Consider the following 17,966-nt stretch of genomic DNA (forward strand, 5'->3'; position numbering starts at 1 on the left):
GCATCCATGCATGCATCGACCCATCGGAGAGCACCGTGCCTCAGCACACCCGTTTCATCGACCCTTCAGAACAGCAGCCCCCGTCACGCTCGGAGGTCGCGTCGCGCCAGGCGCCCGCTGGCGGGCGGACCGTCGCCGACCGCGTGCGCGGCCTCATCGCAGCCGTGAACCTCCGATTGTTCACCGCGAGCGCCACGATCTACATTGCCGCTGGCTCGTTCGTCGGCTTCGAGGGGCTCGCGTTCCTGCTCGGCTTCGCCCCGCTCTGGCCGATCGCGATCCCGATCGTGATCGCCGGCGTCGCCGTCGCCGGGCTCGTCGTCCGGAGGGTGCGGCGCCGCCGGGCCGACTCCGCGACCACAAATAATCCTTGACTTATATAAGTCACAGCGCAAATATAGACGCATGCACGCGCTCGATGTCCTCGGAGACCCGGTCCGCCGCCGCATCCTCGAGCTGATCGCCGATGGCGAGGCGTCCGCCGGCGAGGTCGGTTCGGTCGTGCAGGCCGAGTTCGGCATCTCGCAGCCGGCGGTCTCGCAGCATCTGCGCGTGCTCCGCGAGTCGGGGTTCGTCACCGTGCGCCCCGAGGGCGCGCGGCGGCTCTACGCCGTCGACCCGGCCCCGCTCGCACAGGCCGACGCGTGGTTCGACCACTTCCGCCGGTTCTGGCAGCCGAAGCTCGACGCCCTCGGCACCGAGCTCGCGCGCGGTCGACTCGCGCAACGCAAGGCCGCCGCGACGAAACCGGTGGCGGATGCTCCGGATGCGGCATCCGCACCGCCATCACCGCCCCACCGCGGCACCACCACCACCGATTCGAATGACGACTGAACGAAGGAGTACCGACATGGTCGACGTGAACGCCCAGCTCGACGCCGTCACGCGCAGCATCGAGACGAAGGAGGTCGACGGCGCGCTCGCCTACGTGCAGCAGCTCGCGCAGACCTATCCCTCCCCCATCGACGACGTGTGGGACGCGGTGACGAGCGCGGAGCGCATTCCGCGCTGGTTCCTGCCGGTCTCGGGCGACCTGCGCCTCGGCGGCCGCTACCAGCTCGAGGGCAATGCCGGCGGCGAGATCCGCAGCTGCGAGCCGCCGCGCGACGGCGCGGCCGGCTACTCGGTCACCTGGGGCATGGGCTCCGGCGAACCGGCGATCGTCAGCGTGCGCCTCGTCGAGGTGGATGCCTCGCACACTCGCCTCGAACTCGAGAACGTCGCGACGGCGGCGAGCCTGCCCGACGGCATGTGGGAGCAGTTCGGCCCGTCGGCGACCGGCATCGGGTGGGACCAGGGACTGCTCGGCCTCGCACTGCACTTCTCAGGCGGCGACGACGGCATCTCATCAGAGGAGGCGCCCGCCTGGGTCGCGAGCGACGAGGGCAAGACGTTCATGCGCCGATCGGCCGACGCGTGGGCCGCGGCGCATGAGCGGGACGGGGTGAGTGCGGAGGTCGCGAAGGGGGCGGCGGATCGGACGTATGCGGCGTACACCGGGGAGGCGCCGAGGGCCGAGACGGAGTGATCGACCGGCCGCTCCGCCGGAGTCCGGCCGCCCTCTTCCTCCTGCGTCATTTCCGACCTCGTCGGGATGAGATGCTTGACGCCGTTGTCAGGATGCGTCGAGGAGGACGTCCAGAGTGAAGATCGTCAGTCGGTTCGCGGCGCTGCCGAGGCGGGCGCGCGTCGCGGCGGTCGCCGCCGGGGTGCTCATCGTCTTCGGGGCGGTCTCCGTCCCCGTCACTGCGGTCGCCGTCGACCAGCACAACCGTCAGCTGGCCAGCGAGGTCGCTGCGGAGAAGCAGGCCGCCGGCGACCGGAAGGCTGCGGCAGCGCTCGCCGAGGCGAAGGCCGAGGCGGCCCGCCTCAACGGCGGGTTCGACGGGCTCACCACGGCGCTCGGCAATGCCGTGCACGCCGACGCTGCGGCGGCGTTCGAAGCCGCGCGCGTGGCGCTCGCCTTCGCGATCGCCGACGGCGACCACGACGACGTCTCGGCCGCCGTCGATGCGGTCGACGAAGCACTCCGCGCGCTCGCCACGAGTGCAGGCGCACAGGCCGAGGCACTCACCACGGCGAGTCCGCTCGCCGGCACGTCCCGTGATGCGCTCGCGAAGGCAGTCGCCGAGCTCGCCACGGCGGACGACCTCGTCGACGCGCTCACCCGGGTGAAGGCCGCCTCCGACCAGGTCGTCGCCGCGCAGAAGGCCGGCAAGGCTGCGGCCGATGCCGCCGCCGCTGCCGCGAAGCAGCGCGCGGAAGAGGAGGCCGCTGCCGACGCCTGGGAGGAGGAGCCCGCAACGGGCGGTGACGCGACCGGTGGATACTCGGCCGAGCATCCCTTCGACCCCGCGATCCTCGGGATGGAGCCCGGCGAACGCGGCGACTGCGGCGAGAACCCGACAGGCCAGGTCGTCACCATGGACATGAGCTGGCAAGCCCGAGAAGGCGACACCGTCGACATCTACTACGCGCTCACCGAATCGCCTGACCGGGCGACGGGTGGGTTCACGCAGCTCGTCTCGGGCGGCGCCGAGTCCGGCTCGGTGACCATCCCGATCACGTGCCCCGTCGGCTCCGGCCCGGGGCTGTCGCTAACCGTGAAGGCCGTCGCACGCAACCCGAACGGATCGGCTGACGCGTACTACTGGGGGCTCTGACGCCCCGATACCGAGGATGATGCCTTCGCCTGCGACGGTCAGGCGCTCATCGACAGAGAAGCGTCAGGCTCCTGCGTCGCGTGCGGTGTCGATGGGGGCGCAGAAGTAGTACTCCCAGTGCAGTTTGCATCCGGGGTTGAACGGAGCGGCGCAGGACGGACACGTGTACGCGTCGGCGTACTCGGCGATCGTCAGCAAGGCGCTGCAAACCCCGCAGAGTACAGCGCGTTCATGGGACTCCTCTGCCGGCCATTGCACGGCCGGGTGATCGACCGCGTCACGATGACAGAAGTGACAGGGGTAGAAGTCGCCGCAGCACGAGAACTTGATGGCGATGACATCGAGTTCGGTTCGGTAATGGACGCAGCGGGTCTCGGCATCGACGACCGACCCGTGCACCTGCGGCCGCATGGCCGGCCCCGAACCGTGTTCGAAGTCGTCTCGAGGTTCACGGACGCCGGAGATGATCACCCGACCGAGGGTACCGGGCTGTTCGCGCGCCCATCGCGATACGGGCGTTCGACCACCATGGACAAACAGACGAGGGGTGGATGCCTCGTGGCATCCACCCCTCGTCACGTTGCGAAAACAGCAGGCGACTAGAAGTCCCAGTCCTCGTCTTCAGTGACCACGGCCTTGCCGATCACGTACGACGAGCCCGACCCCGAGAAGAAGTCGTGGTTCTCGTCGGCGTTCGGCGAGAGTGCCGAGAGGATCGCCGGGTTCACGTCGGTGACGGTCTTCGGGAACATCGGCTCGTAGCCGAGGTTCATGAGGGCCTTGTTGGCGTTGTAGTGGAGGAACTTCTTGACATCTTCAGTGAGGCCGACGCCGTCGTACAGGTCTTGCGTGTACTGCACCTCGTTGTCGTAGAGCTCGTAGAGCAGCGAGAACGTGTAGTCCTTGAGGTCGTCGCGCGTTGCCTGGTCGACCTGCTCGAGCCCCTTCTGGAACTTGTAGCCGATGTAGTACCCATGCACGGCCTCGTCGCGGATGATGAGGCGGATGAGGTCGGCCGTGTTGGTGAGCTTGGCGCGCGACGACCAGTACATCGGCAGGTAGAAGCCCGAGTAGAAGAGGAAGCTCTCGAGCAGCGTCGAAGCGACCTTGCGCTTCAGCGGCTCGTCGCCACGGTAGTACTCCATGACGATCGCGGCCTTCTTCTGCAGGTTCTCGTTGTCGACCGACCAGCGGAAGGCGTCGTCGATCTCCTTCGTCGAGCACAGCGTCGAGAAGATCGACGAGTAGCTCTTCGCGTGCACCGACTCCATGAACGCGATGTTCGTGTACACCGCCTCTTCGTGCGGGGTGATCGCGTCGGGGATGAGGGAGACCGCGCCGACCGTGCCCTGGATCGTGTCGAGCAGGGTGAGCCCCGTGAACACGCGCATCGTGAGCGTCTGCTCCTCGGGCGTCAGCGTGTTCCACGACTGGATGTCGTTCGACAGCGGCACCTTCTCGGGCAGCCAGAAGTTGTTCACCAGGCGGTTCCAGACCTCGAGGTCCTTGTCGTCCTGGATGCGGTTCCAGTTGATCGCGTTGACGTGGTCGACGAGCTTGAGCTTGCCGCCGGTGTGCGCCGGGTCGTTGCCGGCCGCGTTGACCGGATCGGTGAGAGTCATCCCTGTTCCTTCGATTTCAGATCTCGATACGCTTCGCTACTCGATCACCGGACTACAGCATGCACGACACGCACTCGTCCAGGTTCGTGCCCTCGAGCGCGAGCTGACGCAGGCGGATGTAGTAGATCGTCTTGATCCCCTTCTTCCATGCGTAGATCTGCGCCTTGTTGATGTCGCGGGTCGTCGCCGTGTCCTTGAAGAAGAGCGTGAGCGAGAGGCCCTGGTCGACGTGCTGCGTTGCCGCGGCGTAGGTGTCGATGACCTTCTCGTAGCCGATCTCGTACGCGTCCTGGTAGTACTCGAGGTTGTCGTTCGTCATGAACGCCGCCGGGTAGTAGACGCGCCCGAGCTTGCCCTCTTTACGGATCTCGATCTTCGAGGCGATCGGGTGGATCGACGCCGTCGAGTTGTTGATGTACGAGATCGAGCCGGTCGGCGGCACCGCCTGCAGGTTCTGGTTGTAGATGCCGTGCTCCTGGATCGACGCCTTCAGCTCGAGCCAGTCCTGCTGGGTCGGGATGTGCACCCCGGCGTCGGCGAAGAGCTGCGTCACCTTCGCGGTCTCGGGTACCCACGCGGCATCCGTGTACTTGTCGAAGAACTCACCCGACGCGTACTTCGAGTCGGCGAAGCCGTCGAAGGTCTCGCCGCGCTCGATCGCGATGCGGTTCGACGCGCGCAGCGCGTGGAACAGCACCGTGTAGAAGTAGATGTTCGTGAAGTCGATGCCCTCTTCCGAGCCGTAGAAGATGCGCTCGCGGGCGAGGTAGCCGTGCAGGTTCATCTGGCCGAGGCCGATGGCGTGCGACTTGTCGTTGCCGTCTTCGACCGAGCGCACCGAGGTGATGTGGCTCTGGTTCGACACCGAGGTGAGACCGCGGATCGCGGTCTCGACGGTCTTGCCGAAGTCGGGCGAGTCCATCGTGAGCGCGATGTTCAGCGAACCGAGGTTGCAGCTGATGTCCTTGCCGATCTGGTCGTACGAGAGGTCTTCGTTGTACGTGGTCGGCGTGTTCACCTGCAGGATCTCGCTGCAGAGGTTCGACATGTTGATGCGGCCCTTGATCGGGTTCGCCTTGTTCACCGTGTCTTCGAACACGATGTACGGGTAGCCCGACTCGAACTGGATCTCGGCGATCGTCTGGAAGAACTCGCGCGCGTTGATCTTCGTCTTCTTGATGCGCGGGTTGTCGACCATCTCGCGGTAGTGCTCGGTGATCGGCACGTCGCCGAACGGCTTGCCGTAGACCTTCTCGACGTCGTACGGCGAGAAGAGGTACATGTCTTCGTTGTTCTTCGCGAGCTCGAAGGTGATGTCGGGCACGACGACGCCGAGCGACAGCGTCTTGATGCGGATCTTCTCGTCGGCGTTCTCGCGCTTCGTGTCGAGGAACCGCATGATGTCGGGGTGGTGGGCCGACAGGTACACCGCGCCGGCGCCCTGGCGGGCACCGAGCTGGTTCGCGTAGCTGAACGAGTCCTCGAGCAGCTTCATGACGGGGATGATGCCCGACGACTGGTTCTCGATCTGCTTGATCGGCGCACCCGACTCGCGGATGTTCGACAGCAGGAGGGCCACGCCGCCGCCGCGCTTCGAGAGCTGCAGTGCCGAGTTGATTCCGCGGGCGATCGACTCCATGTTGTCTTCGATGCGCAGCAGGAAGCAGCTGACGAGCTCGCCGCGCTGCGCCTTGCCCGTGTTGAGGAAGGTCGGGGTGGCCGGCTGGAAGCGGCCGCCGATGATCTCCTCGACGAGGTCGATCGCCAGCTGCTCGTCGCCCTGCGCGAGGCCGAGCGCGGTCATCACGACGCGGTCCTCGAAGCGCTCGAGGTAGCGCTTGCCGTCGAAGGTCTTGAGCGTGTAGCTCGTGTAGTACTTGAACGCGCCGAGGAAGGTCTCGAAGCGGAACTTCTTCGAGTACGCGAGGTCGTTGAGCTTCTGGATGAACTCGAACGAGTACTGCTCGAGCACCTGCGGCTCGTAGTACTCCTTCTCGACGAGGTAGTCGAGCCGCTCCTTCAGGGAATGGAAGAAGACGGTGTTCTGGTTGACGTGCTGCAGGAAGTACTCGCGAGCCGCCTCACGGTCTTTGTCGAACTGGATCTCGCCGTTCGGGCCGTAGAGGTTCAGCATCGCGTTGAGCGAGTGGTAATCCATCGCCGTGCGCGGGGCCTCCATGAGGGCTACGCCGTCTGCTGCAGTTGACTTGACCAAAATGCGTCCAATCCATCGTCGACGGCGCGAACGTCGTCTGGGGTTCCGAATACTTCGAAGCGGTAGAGGTGCGGCACCTTGCACTTCTGGGCGATGATGTCGCCCGCGAGGCAGTAGGCCGACCCGAAGTTGGTGTTGCCGGCGCTGATCACGCCGCGGATGAGCGCACGATTGCGCTCGTCGTTGAGGAACTTGATGACCTGCTTCGGCACGGCGCCCTTGCCGTCGCCTCCGCCGTAGGTCGGAACGACGAGCACGAACGGCTCGTCGGCGTGCAGCGCCTCGTCGCGGGCGTGCAGCGGAATGCGATCGGCCGGTCGGCCGAGCTTCTCGATGAAGCGCTTCGTGTTGCCCGAGACGCTCGAGAAGTAGACCAGGTTCGTCATGATCGTCTCCTTCGCGTTACCGGTTCACTCCCCCGAGCTCACCGGCTGCGTTCAAGCCAAGGTGATCAGCTCAGACGCGCGGCGAGCTCGTCGATCTTGTCGGGACGGAAGCCCGACCAGTGGTCTTCGTCGGTGATGACGACCGGGGCCTGCAGGTAGCCGAGCTCCTTGACCTGCGCGAGCGCGCTCTCGTCGACAGAGAGGTCGAGCACTTCGTACTCGATGCCCTTGCTGTCGAGGGCGCGATACGTCGCGTTGCACTGGACGCAAGAAGGCTTGGTGTAGACCGTGACCGTCATTGTTTTCCCCTCGTTCCCGGGCCCTTGGAGGAGCCCGTCCCCCGTGTTGCTAACTGGTACTTCAATACTACATCTAGTGTCTGCCGAACTGAACCGCCACAACATGCTGTAGTTACATTCGTGTAGTTATCCACGGAGTTATCCACGGGTTGTGAACAGCGCGAAGTCGCGATGATCGGCCTGTTTGCGGGGTTCGGCGAGCGGTTCTCCACAGCCGTGCGGAATCGAGATTTCTCGACTGTGGATGAATCTCCGGCGTGTCGCGCTGCACGACACTTGGGGGCCGTTCGACACCCTCACCCCTACATATGGTGTTGTGCTCTCACCATGCCACCAGCCACCGACATTCCGGCCGCGACGCGCGAGCGTGTCGAGCTCGTCTCACGAATTCCGCCGACCCGCGTCATGATCGGGCCGCCGATGCATCTCTTCTGTAGGGACGGTACCCGGCGTCCCCCCAAGCGACGAGCCGGGTATCGTCCCGCCCGCTTCACCCGACGACACGGCGGACGCCCCGCCGCCGCCCCGCGCCCGGTGGAGGCATCCGCCCGCGCGGCGTACCCTGTGCCCCGAGCAAGGGAGCCGGATGACCGAGTACACGACCTCAGCCGACGGGACGCGCATCGCGTACGACCGGGCCGGCTTCGGGCCGCCCGTGATCCTCATCGGCGGCGCCATGCAGTACCGGGCGTTCGACCCGACGACGGTGGCGATGGCCGCCGCCCTCGCCGGCCACGGCTTCGACGTCGTGAACTACGACCGGCGCGGCCGCGGCGAGAGCCCCGCCGCCGCACCGATCACGCTCGCCCAGACGATCGACGACCTGCGCGCGCTCATCGGCGAGATCAGGCGCGGCGGCATCGCCGACGACGTCGCGCTGTACGGCAACTCGTCGGGCGGGTCGATCGCTCTCGCCGCGGCCGCAGCCGGCCTGCCGGTCTCGAAGCTCGTGCTGTTCGAGGTTCCGCTCGACGAGGAGCTCGGCACCCGGGGCGCGGAGTTCCTCGCGGGCATGCGCGAGCGGATCGCGGCCGGCGATCCGACCGCGGTCATCGAGCACTACATGTCGGACATGCCGCCCGAGTGGCTCGCCGGCGCGAAGCAGAGCCCGGGGTGGCCGATCATGCTCGAACTCGGCCCGAGCCTCGAGCCCGACGCCGAGTCGCTCGCCTGGACCCAGTCGGCACCGCGCGCCGAGCTGTGGAAGCACATCACGGCACCCACCCTCGCCCTCGTCGGCGACGAGACCATGCCGATCATGACGACGGCGGCCGCATCGATCGTCGCGTCGATGCCGAACGCGCGGTCCCGCCCGATCCGAGCCGCGAACCACGCGTGGGAGCCGTCGACCATGGCCCTCGCGATCGCCGAGTTCCTCGTCGAGTAGTCGCAGCATGGCGGATGCCCCGGGGTCGGCCCCGGGGCATCCGCCGACGTCTGCCGATCAGGCCTTGGCGGCCTTCGCCGCCGCCTTCATCGCCTGCTTGTGCGCCCGCACCTTGGCGAGCGACTCGGGGCTCACGATGTCGGCGACCGACGAGAACGAGCCCGCCTCGCCGTAGGCGCCGGCGGCCTCGCGCCAGCCCGGTGCCTCGAGCCCGCACTGCTTGCCGAGGAGCGCGAGGAAGATCTTCGCCTTCTGCTCGCCGAAGCCCGGCAGCGCCTTGAGTCGCTTCAGCACCTCGGCGCCCGACGGGTCGCCCTGCGTCCAGATCGCGGTCGCGTCGCCGCCCCAGTCGTCGCGCACCGCCGCGGCCAGCGCCTGCACGCGGCCCGCCATCGACCCCGGGTAGCGGTGCACGGCCGGGGTCTGCGTGAACACCTCGACCATGCGGTCGGGGTCGGTCGCGGCGATCTCGCCGGGCTCGATCGTGCCGAGTCGCTCGCGGATCTTCGACGGCCCCGCGAAGGCCGTCTCCATCGCGACCTGCTGGTCGAGCAGCATGCCCGTGAGCAGCGCGAACGCGTCGTCGGTGAGCAGCTCGTCGGCCGCCTGGTCGCCCGTGATGTGCAGTGCCATGCGAACCATCCTCGCACCGACGGATGCCGCGGGCCATGGGGTGCGGATGTCGGCGGCGAGTGCTGGAATGGGCTCGAGCCCGAAGCCCAGCACCGCCACCCGAGATCCGAACGATTCCAGTCCAACGACCAACGGAGGAGAGCCATGGCGCTCGAGATGGACGTCAAGATCGAACTCATCCACGTGCCCGTCACCGACGTCGACCGCGCGAAGGCGTTCTACGTCGACCAGTGCGGGTTCAACGCCGACCACGACCAGCGGGTCAGCGACACCCTGCGCTTCGTGCAGGTCACCCCGCCCGGCTCGGCGTGCTCGATCGCCTTCGGCGAGGGGCTCGGCGGCACGATCGAGCCCGGCCGGCTCGACGTGATCCAGGCCGTCATCCCCGATGCCGACGCCGCGCTCGCCCAGTTGCGCGCCGCCGGAGTCGACGCACAGGGCGTCGACGAGCAGGCCTGGGGCCGCTTCGTCACGTTCAGCGACCCCGACGGCAACCGGTGGACCCTGCAGCAGCTGCCCGCCTGGTCGCAGCAGGCCGCAGGCTGATCACGAGCACGGATGCTGCGGGCCGACGCCGCGCCCCCGGCATCCGGCTTCGCACCGACGGCGACGGCCCCCGCTCCCGGAGGAGCGAGGGCCGTCGTCAGTGCGTCGTCGACGCGAGCGGTCAGCCCGCCTGGTTGACGATGTCGAGGAGGTTGGGGTTGTTCTTGTAGGCCTCCGCGGCGTTCTCCTTGGTCACGATGACCGGGTCGAGCAGGTACGCCGGAACGACCTTCACGCCGTTGTCGTACTGCTCGGTGTCGTTGACGTCGACCTCTTCGCCCGCCTGGAGCTGCTTGATCATGTTGATCGTCTGCTCCACGAGGAGGGTCGTGTCCTTGTTGATGGTCGAGTACTGCTCACCGGCCATGATCGACTTCACCGACTCGACCTCGGAGTCCTGACCCGTGACGGTCACCTTCGAGATGTCCTTGCCGGCCTGCTTGATCGAGGTGATGATCGCGCGGGCGAGGTTGTCGTTCGGCGAGAGCACGCCGTCGACGTTCGCCGAGGCGTAGTTCGCGGCGAGCAGCGAGTCCATGCGGCTCTGCGCGTTCTCGGCCTCCCAGCCCTGCGTCGCGGTCTGCGCGATGTCGGTCTGGCCCGAGGTCACCACGAGGGTGCCGTCGTCGATCTTCGGCTGGAGCACGTCCATCGCACCGTTGAAGAACACGGCCGAGTTCGCGTCGTCGGGCGAGCCGCTGAAGAGCTCGATGTTGTACGGCGCGTCGTGGCCCGCGCGCTTGGCGAGACCGTCGAGCAGCGCCTGGCCCTGCAGCTGGCCGACCTTGAAGTTGTCGAACGCGACGTAGTAGTCGACGTTCGGCGTGTTCTCGATGAGCCGGTCGTAGGCGATGATCTTCACGCCCGCGTCGGCGGCCTGCTGCAGCTGCGTGCCGAGCTGCTTGCCGTCCTTCGCGCCGATGACGATGACCTTCGCGCCGTTCGTGACCATCGACGAGATCTGGTTCTGCTGCTCGGCGACGGTGTTCGAGGCCGGTGCGTACTGCACGTCGCCCTTGAAGCCGGCCTCCTTCAGGCCGTCCTCGAAGAGACCGCCCGCGAGCACCCAGTTCTCACTGGTCTTGTCGGGCAGGGCCACGCCGATGGTCGAGTCGGCCGCGAAACCGGCCGAGGTGGTCTCGTCGCCGCCGCCCGACGAACCGCCGCGGTCGCCGGAGCAACCCGTCAGCGCGAGCGCTGCGATCGCGGCCACTGCGGTGGCTGCGAGAGTGAGCTTCTTCATTGATCAATCACTTTCTGGTTGGGATTTTCGGACTTCTCTTGGAGGGGAAGGTCTGCGGGGTGGTGGTGAGGGGCCGAGGGGATGCGGCGACCGGGCGCCGCGGCATCCCGAGCGTCACCGCGGCAGGTCGGCCGGCTGCGACGACTCGTTCGACACGTTGGTGGGCGCGACGGCCGGGGGCTCGGTCGGGCCCTGCGACTCGAGCTTCGCCTTGCGGCGGTTCGACCAGATGCCGAAGATCGAGGCTCCGCCCTGGCGCTTCGACCAGACGTCGACCGCGACCGCGAGCAGCAGCACGAGGCCCTTGATGATCTGCACGACGTCGGCGCCGGCGCCGATGAGCTGCAGGCCGTTGTTGAGGAACGCCATCACGAGGCCACCGACGATCGACCCGATCACGGTGCCGATGCCGCCCGAGACGGCCGCGCCGCCGATGAACACGGCCGCGATCGCGTCGAGCTCCCAGCCGTTGCCGTCCTGCGGGCCGGAGGCCGTCGACCTAGCGACGAAGATCATGCCCGCGAGGGCTGCGAGCACCGACATGTTCATCATGACGAAGAAGTCGACGCGGCGGTCCTTCACGCCCGACAGGGTCGCGGCGAGGCGGTTGCCGCCGACCGCGTAGATGTGGCGGCCGAAGATCGTGTTGTTCGTGACGAACGAGTAGACGATCACGAGCACGACGAGGATGATGCCCGAGATCGGGAAGCTCGTGCCGGGACGGCCGGTCGCGAACAGCCAGGCCGCCCAGAGGATGACGCCCGCGAGCACGACGACCTTGACGACGCTGACCCAGACGGGCGCCATCTCGGAACCGAGCTTCTTCTGGGTGCTGCGAAGCCGGAACTCGTGCCAGACGATCCATGCGGCGCCGGCGAGGCCGAGCAGCATCGTGAGCACGTTGAAGTTCAGCGGCACGGCGAGCTCGGGCAGGTAGCCGGCCCCGATGAAGCTGAACTCCTGCGGCACGGGCGTCGTCGTCGACTGCCCGATGAACTGGTTGCCGCCTCGGAAGACGAGCATGCCGGCCAGCGTCACGATGAACGCCGGTACCCCGACGAAGGCGACCCAGAACCCCTGCCACGCGCCGATCGCGACGCCGACCGCGAGGCCGAGCAGGATCGCGGCCCACCAGGGCAGGCCCCAGTCGTCCATCGACTTCGCCACGACGATGCCCGTGAAGGCCGCCACCGAGCCCACCGACAGGTCGATGTGGCCCATGATGATGACCATCACCATGCCGATCGACAGGATCAGGATGTAGGAGTACTGGTTGACGACGTTGATGAGGTTCGTCGGCGAGAGCGTCAGCCCACCCGTCCAGATCTGGAAGATCACGATGATGACGATGAGGCTGCCGAGGATGCCGAACTGCCGCAGGCTCGACTGGCCGCCGCCGAACACCTTGCGGATGTCGGAGAGGCCGCCCTTCTTCTTCGGAGGGTTGCTCGCGGGAGTGCTCGCGGTGCTCATGCGTTCGCCTTCTTCTTGGCCGAGGTCATGCTGCGCATGAGCGCCTCGGGGTTCGCCTCTGATGCGGGGATGTTGTCGGTGATCTGGCCCTCGAAGACCGTGTAGATGCGGTCGGCGATGCCGAGCAGCTCGGGCAGTTCGCTCGAGATGAGGATGACGCCCTTGCCCTGCGCCGCGAGCGCCTGGATGATCGTGTAGATCTCGTACTTCGCGCCGACGTCGATGCCGCGCGTCGGCTCGTCGAGGATGAGCAGGTCGGGGTCGGTGAACATCCACTTCGCCAGCACGACCTTCTGCTGGTTGCCGCCCGACAGCTTCGAGACGCCGACGTCGACGCTCGGGGTCTTGATGCGCAGCTGCTTGCGGTAGTCCTCGGCGATGCCGAACTCCTGCGAGTCGTCGACGACGCCGCGCTTGGAGATCTTCGAGAGCTTCGCCGCGACGATCGACCGCTTGATCGAGTCGAGCAGGTTGAGGCCGAGCTGCTTGCGGTCCTCGCTCACGTACGCGAGGCCGTGGTCGATCGCCGACTCGACGTCCTTGAGCACGATCTCCTGGCCGTCCTTCACGATCGTGCCCGAGAGGTAGTTGCCGTACGACCGGCCGAAGATGCTCATCGCGAGCTCGGTGCGGCCTGCGCCCATGAGGCCGGCGAGGCCGACGATCTCGCCGCGGCGCACGTTGAGGTTCGAGCCCTTCGCGACGAGGCGCTCGGGCACCTGCGGGTGCTGGATCGTCCAGTCCTTCACCTCGAAGAAGACGTCGCCGATGTGCGGGGTGCGGTCGGGGAACCGGCTCTCGAGCGAGCGGCCGACCATGCCGCGGATGATGCGGTCCTCGTCGACGCCACCCGCCTTGACGTCGAGCGTCTCGATGGTGTGGCCGTCGCGGATGATCGTGATCTCGTCGGCGATCTCCTCGATCTCGTTGAGCTTGTGGGAGATCATGATCGACGTGATCCCCTTGCCCTTGAGGCCGCGGATCAGGTCGAGCAGGTGCTCGGAGTCGTCTTCGTTGAGGGCGGCGGTCGGCTCGTCGAGGATGAGCAGCTTGACGTCCTTCGCGAGCGCCTTCGCGATCTCGACGAGCTGCTGCTTGCCGACGCCGAGGTGCTTGATCTGCGTGTCGGGGTCCTCCTCGAGCCCGACGCGGGCGAGCAGGTCGAGCGCGCGGATCTTCGCCTCGGCCCAGTCGATGCGGCCGCGCTTGGCGATCTCGTTGCCGAGGAAGATGTTCTCGGTGATCGAGAGCTCGGGGATGAGCGCGAGCTCCTGGTGGATGATCGCGATGCCGGCGGCCTCGCTCGCGCGGATGTCCCTGAACTGCACCTCTTCGCCGCGGAAGTAGATCTCGCCCGTGTAGGTGCCGTACGGGTACACACCCGAGAGCACCTTCATGAGCGTCGACTTGCCGGCGCCGTTCTCGCCGCAGATCGCGTGGACCTCGGCGGGCATCACGGTGAGCGTGACGTCGGAGAGCGCCTTGACGCCCGGGAACTCCTTCGTGATGGAGCGCATCTCGAGGATCGGCTGCGCGTTCATCGGCGGCCTGCCGGTGCTGCGGTCATCGTCGACGGGTTCATCACGACCTCTGTGTCAGGTTCAAGGACTCGATGTGACGCGTGTGACCGTTCACATCGAGACCTATGGTGCATCCGAGAACGTCGCGTGTCAAGCGGGGCCCCGGACTGGGGCCAGACTGTGATGAGACTGCGATCAGAACGCGGTCGGCCGACCGGCGGCGCCGTCGGGAGTGCGGCCGCCGAACCGCGCCGCGGGCGCCTCGCCGGTGGAGCCGCGCACGACGAGCCGCGGCACCACCTGCTCGACCTCGAGCACCCGCTCGCCGTGCACCTGGTTGAGCAGCAGGGCCACGGCGCGACGGCCCGTCTCGCGGTAGTCCTGGTACACCGTCGTCAGCGGAGGCCAGACGTGCTGCGCGACGGGGATGTCGTCGAACCCGACGACGCTGATGTCGCCGGGCACGTCGAGGCCCATGTCGCGCACGGCGTGCATGAACCCGATCGCCATCTGGTCGTTGGCCGCGAAGACGGCCGTGAAGTCGCGGTGCCGCAGCAGCTCGCGACCGGCGAAGTAGCCGAAGTCCGCACTCCAGTCGCCGAGGATCGGCGGACGCAGGTCGAGGTCGGCGTCGCCGATCGCGTCGAGGAACCCGCGCATGCGCGCCTCGGCCTCGATCCAGTCCTGCGGCCCCGCGAGGTGCACGACGTCGCGGTGCCCGAGGTTGATGAGGTGCTGGGTCGCGCGGCGTGCGCCGGTCACCTGGTCGACCGAGAGCGCCAGGTGGTCGCTGCGCCCGGTCGACTGCAGGCTCACGAACGGCACGCCGACGGGCGAAGCCGCGAGCACCTCGAAGACCCGCACCTGCGGCGCGATCACGACGAGGCCCTCGATCGCCTGCAGCATGAGGTGCTCGAGCGCGTCGGCGATGCCCTCGGCCGACTGGTCGGCGATGTTCGCCGTGTTGACGTAGTACCCGTGCTCGCGGGCCGCGTCCTCGATCGCGGCGATGCTCGTCGCCGGCCCGTACTCGGTGCTCGTCGAGGCGAGCACGCCGATGGTGTGCGACCGGCTCGTGACGAGCGCTCGCGCGGCGCGGTTCGGCCGGTACTGCAGCGTCTCCATCGCGGCGAGCACTCGTTCGCGCGTCTCGGGCCGGATGCTCGGGTGATCGTTGAGCACCCGCGAGACGGTCTGGTGCGAGACCTCGGCCAGGCGCGCGACATCGCGGATGCTGGGCGCCCGCCCCTTGGGAGTCTCAGGATTCACTGCCAGACCGTTCTGGAACCGATGTGCACGGTCACATCGAAGGTGATTCCATTATGCACACCCGACCCCGTCGCCGACAGGCGAATGATGTGACAGTCACATGGCGGGGTCGAATCGAATCGATTTCGAGCGACCCCGCGCCGCGGCATCCCGGGCGCCGGCAGAAGCCTATGAACGGGATGCCGCGGGCCGCACGCGTGACGCGAGCAGCAGTGCCACGACCGCGACGACGACGGTGACGGCGAAGTCGGGCGCGAAGCCCCCTGCGACGAACGCGCTCGACACGAGCGCGGTGACGGCGAGCGCGACCGCAGCGCCGAGCGACTCGGCGATCGAGAGTGCGGCGCTGTTGAAGCCCTGCTCCGAGACCTTCGACTGGCCGAGCACCGACACCGAGTGCCGCGGGTACATGAAGCCCATCGCGCCGCCGGCGAGGGTCCAGGCGACGAACGCGATCGCGGGCGGCAGCGTGAACACCGCGACCGCGAGCACGACGACGAGCGCCGCGAGGAGACCCGCCGACCCGATGACGACCGCCCTCGCGTTCGACACGCGTTCGCCGAGGCGGCCCTGCAGCCACGACGCCACCGCCCAGCTGACGCCCGCGCCCGTAAGCACGGCGCCGGCGGCGCTCGCGCTGAAGTCGTAGTCCTCCATGAGCAGGTAGGGCAGGTAGATCTCGCTGCCGAAGAACGCGCCGGCGACAACGAAGCGCGAGAGTACGGTCGCGGGCAGCCCGCGGGCCGCGCGGAGGGTGCCGACCGGCAGCAGCGGACGCACGGCGACGACGACGAGCACGACCGCGACGGCGGCGACGACCCAGCGCCACGGGTCGCCGAACTCCTTCGCGAGCGAGACGCCGAGCGCGCCCACCGCGACGAGCACCGCCCAGCCGACGCGACCGAAGCTCCACGCGACCGCAGGGTCGCCCGCGATCTGGTCGCGCACGCGCAGCACCGGCGGCAGGATCATCGCCGCGGCGGGCACGAGCAGCACGATCACGCCGAGGAACACCCAGTGCCAGCTCCACGTCTCGGCGACGAGTCCGGCGACGGCCGGGCCGACCATCGACGGGATCACCCAAGCCGCCGCGAAGCCGGCGAACACGCGGGCGCGCAGCGCGTCGGGGTAGACCCGCGCCACGATCACGTACAGCGGCACGATGACCGCGGCACCCGAGAGGCCGTGCACGAAGCGGCCGACGATGAGGACGTTCATGTCGGTCGCCGTACCCGCGATGAGCAGGCCCACCACGAAGAGCCCGGCCGCCGTCACGAGCGACGGCAGCGGACCCGAGCGGTCGGTCCAGTTGCCCGCGATAACCATGCCGATGATGCCCGCGGCGAGCGGCACCGCGAAGGCGAGCGCGTAGAGCGCCTCGCCGTGCAGGTCGCTCGCGACGAGCGGCATGATCGTCGTGACCGCCATGGCCTCGAACGCCGCGAGGAAGATGAGCGCGAACATGCCGATCGACAGCCAGCGGTAGGGCGGCGACAGGGGGCTGCGCGCGTCGACCGGTGCGCTCGTCGCGTGCTCGACCGCCGGGTTCGCATCGGTCGGCAGCTGGGTCTCGGCGGTCGGTTCACTCACCCGATCGAGCCTACGACCTCAAGGGCACTTGAACTCAAGCGCGCCCGCGGCATCCGGGCGACGGGACGGCGCTCGCAGGGAACCGCAGGTCACCAGCGCGACTGCGCCCGCACGATCAGCCGCATCGGCAGCGACGCGCGTTCGAGCGCGCTCGAACGGTCGTTGAGCCTCGCCATCGCGAACTGGGCGGCCCGCCGCCCGAGCGCGTCGACGTCGCCGGTGACGACCGTGATGCCCAGCACCCGCGCCCATTCGACGTCGTCGAAGCCGATCACGGCCGGGCGGTCGGCCCGCTCGCGGGTCGCGAGCTCCTCGACCGCGCCGAGCAGCACCCGGTTGTTGCCGGCGACGATCGCGGTCGGCGGCTCGGCGAGGGCGAGCAGGCTCGCGGTCGCCGCCCGCGCGGAGGCGACGTCGTGCGCGTCGGTGCGCAGCAGGCCCCGCCAGTCGGCACCCGCCTCGTCGAGCACGTCGCCCATGCCCGCCGAGCGCTGCACGAACGTGGGCAGCCAGCTGTAGTCGCCGATGAACGCGATGCGACGGTGGCCCGCGTCGCGCAGGTGCTCGGCGGCGAGCCGGCCGCCGGCCCGGTTGTCGAAGACGACCGAGTCGGCCTCGATGTGCTCGGCCGGGCGGTCGACGAACACGATCGGGATGCCCCGGGCCTGCAGCCGCGCGTACTCGGCGTGGTCGGGCATGGCCGACACGACGATGAGCGCCTTCGTCTTGCGATCGGCGAGGTCCTGCACGGTGCGCCACTCCTGCTCGGCCGACTCGCGCGAGTTCGCGACGGCGAGGTGGATGCCGTGCGGACGCAGCTCGTCTTCGACGGCCTGGGCGAGCGCCGAGTAGAACGGGTTCGTGAAGTCGCCCGTGACGAGCCCGATGGAGTCGGCGAGGCGTCCGCTCGCGAGCAGGCTCGCTGCGGTGTTGCGCTGGTAGTCGAGCGCGCTCGCGGCGGCGAGGACGCGAGCGAGGGTCGCTTCGCTGACGTACGACTCGCCCGCGAGCGCACGCGACGCCGTCTTCAGGCTCACTCCCGCGCGCTCGGCGACCTGCGCGAGCGTCGCGCGTGCGACCGGCGGTCCGGCTGGTGTCTGCATGGCCCTCCCTCGTGACC

General features: G+C 68.1%; 18 protein-coding genes. 6 read left to right on the top strand and 12 right to left on the bottom strand.

Annotation, left to right across the window (positions count from 1 at the left end; all coding sequences use genetic code 11):
- The first annotated feature begins 35 nt into the window (after positions 1-35).
- From MUN74_RS05175 to MUN74_RS05190, 4 genes are all read left to right on the top strand, one after another.
- Positions 36-374: a hypothetical protein gene (locus tag MUN74_RS05175; protein WP_244855358.1), complete on the top strand. Its 339-nt coding sequence runs from the start codon at positions 36-38 to the stop codon at positions 372-374.
- 31 nt (positions 375-405) lie between these two features.
- Positions 406-834, top strand: coding sequence for an ArsR/SmtB family transcription factor (locus MUN74_RS05180; protein WP_244855360.1), 429 nt, complete (start codon positions 406-408; stop codon positions 832-834).
- Between the two features lie 16 nt (positions 835-850).
- Positions 851-1,528 carry an SRPBCC domain-containing protein gene (locus tag MUN74_RS05185; RefSeq protein ID WP_244855361.1) on the top strand — a complete coding sequence of 226 codons (678 nt, stop codon included), beginning with the start codon at positions 851-853 and terminating at the stop codon, positions 1,526-1,528.
- A gap of 115 nt (positions 1,529-1,643) precedes the next feature.
- Complete coding sequence (locus MUN74_RS05190) at positions 1,644-2,663, top strand: hypothetical protein (RefSeq protein ID WP_244855362.1); 1,020 nt, start codon at positions 1,644-1,646, stop codon at positions 2,661-2,663.
- 63 nt (positions 2,664-2,726) lie between these two features.
- On the opposite strand, the gene MUN74_RS05195 is transcribed toward MUN74_RS05190, so the two are convergent.
- The 5 genes from MUN74_RS05195 to nrdH form a co-directional block, all read right to left on the bottom strand.
- Entirely contained in the window at positions 2,727-3,134 is a 408-nt protein-coding gene (locus MUN74_RS05195) for a CHY zinc finger protein (protein WP_370647347.1), read from the bottom strand.
- Between the two features lie 128 nt (positions 3,135-3,262).
- Entirely contained in the window at positions 3,263-4,285 is a 1,023-nt protein-coding gene (nrdF, locus tag MUN74_RS05200) for a class 1b ribonucleoside-diphosphate reductase subunit beta (RefSeq protein ID WP_244855364.1), read from the bottom strand.
- 52 nt (positions 4,286-4,337) lie between these two features.
- The gene (nrdE, locus tag MUN74_RS05205; RefSeq protein ID WP_244855365.1) at positions 4,338-6,464 is read right to left on the bottom strand and encodes a class 1b ribonucleoside-diphosphate reductase subunit alpha; all 2,127 of its coding nucleotides are present in this window, start codon (positions 6,462-6,464) and stop codon (positions 4,338-4,340) included.
- A 5-nt stretch (positions 6,465-6,469) separates the two neighbouring features.
- Positions 6,470-6,886: a class Ib ribonucleoside-diphosphate reductase assembly flavoprotein NrdI gene (gene nrdI / locus MUN74_RS05210; RefSeq protein ID WP_244855367.1), complete on the bottom strand. Its 417-nt coding sequence runs from the start codon at positions 6,884-6,886 to the stop codon at positions 6,470-6,472.
- Between the two features lie 65 nt (positions 6,887-6,951).
- Positions 6,952-7,185, bottom strand: a complete 234-nt coding sequence (gene nrdH / locus MUN74_RS05215) for a glutaredoxin-like protein NrdH (protein WP_244855369.1) — start codon at positions 7,183-7,185, stop codon at positions 6,952-6,954.
- Positions 7,186-7,771: 586 nt separating this feature from the next.
- Between nrdH and MUN74_RS05220 the strand changes: the two genes are divergently transcribed.
- Positions 7,772-8,572 (top strand): alpha/beta fold hydrolase, encoded by an 801-nt coding sequence (locus MUN74_RS05220; RefSeq protein ID WP_244855370.1) that lies wholly within the window; start codon positions 7,772-7,774, stop codon positions 8,570-8,572.
- A gap of 57 nt (positions 8,573-8,629) precedes the next feature.
- On the opposite strand, the gene MUN74_RS05225 is transcribed toward MUN74_RS05220, so the two are convergent.
- Entirely contained in the window at positions 8,630-9,214 is a 585-nt protein-coding gene (locus tag MUN74_RS05225) for an HhH-GPD-type base excision DNA repair protein (protein WP_244856354.1), read from the bottom strand.
- Positions 9,215-9,361: 147 nt separating this feature from the next.
- Here MUN74_RS05225 and MUN74_RS05230 point away from each other — a divergent pair, with 147 nt between their 5' ends.
- The gene (locus MUN74_RS05230; RefSeq protein WP_244856355.1) at positions 9,362-9,751 is read left to right on the top strand and encodes a VOC family protein; all 390 of its coding nucleotides are present in this window, start codon (positions 9,362-9,364) and stop codon (positions 9,749-9,751) included.
- A gap of 121 nt (positions 9,752-9,872) precedes the next feature.
- Here MUN74_RS05230 and MUN74_RS05235 read toward each other — a convergent pair whose 3' ends face one another.
- The 6 genes from MUN74_RS05235 to MUN74_RS05260 all read right to left on the bottom strand — a co-directional run bounded on the left by MUN74_RS05235 (position 9,873) and on the right by MUN74_RS05260 (position 17,949).
- A complete protein-coding gene (locus MUN74_RS05235) occupies positions 9,873-10,994 on the bottom strand; it encodes a substrate-binding domain-containing protein (RefSeq protein WP_244855372.1) in 1,122 nt (373 codons plus the stop codon).
- Positions 10,995-11,108: 114 nt separating this feature from the next.
- Entirely contained in the window at positions 11,109-12,467 is a 1,359-nt protein-coding gene (gene mmsB / locus MUN74_RS05240; RefSeq protein WP_244855373.1) for a multiple monosaccharide ABC transporter permease, read from the bottom strand.
- A complete protein-coding gene (gene mmsA / locus MUN74_RS05245; RefSeq protein WP_244855375.1) occupies positions 12,464-14,008 on the bottom strand; it encodes a multiple monosaccharide ABC transporter ATP-binding protein in 1,545 nt (514 codons plus the stop codon). The genes mmsB and mmsA overlap by 4 nt, the downstream gene beginning before the upstream one ends.
- A 174-nt stretch (positions 14,009-14,182) precedes the next feature.
- Entirely contained in the window at positions 14,183-15,256 is a 1,074-nt protein-coding gene (locus tag MUN74_RS05250; RefSeq protein ID WP_244855376.1) for a LacI family DNA-binding transcriptional regulator, read from the bottom strand.
- A 168-nt stretch (positions 15,257-15,424) separates the two neighbouring features.
- Complete coding sequence (locus tag MUN74_RS05255) at positions 15,425-16,846, bottom strand: MFS transporter (RefSeq protein ID WP_244855378.1); 1,422 nt, start codon at positions 16,844-16,846, stop codon at positions 15,425-15,427.
- 89 nt (positions 16,847-16,935) lie between these two features.
- Positions 16,936-17,949 carry a LacI family DNA-binding transcriptional regulator gene (locus tag MUN74_RS05260; protein ID WP_244855379.1) on the bottom strand — a complete coding sequence of 338 codons (1,014 nt, stop codon included), beginning with the start codon at positions 17,947-17,949 and terminating at the stop codon, positions 16,936-16,938.
- Positions 17,950-17,966 lie beyond the last annotated feature (17 nt).

The organism is Agromyces sp. H17E-10 (genome assembly GCF_022919715.1).
GTDB lineage: Bacteria > Actinomycetota > Actinomycetes > Actinomycetales > Microbacteriaceae > Agromyces.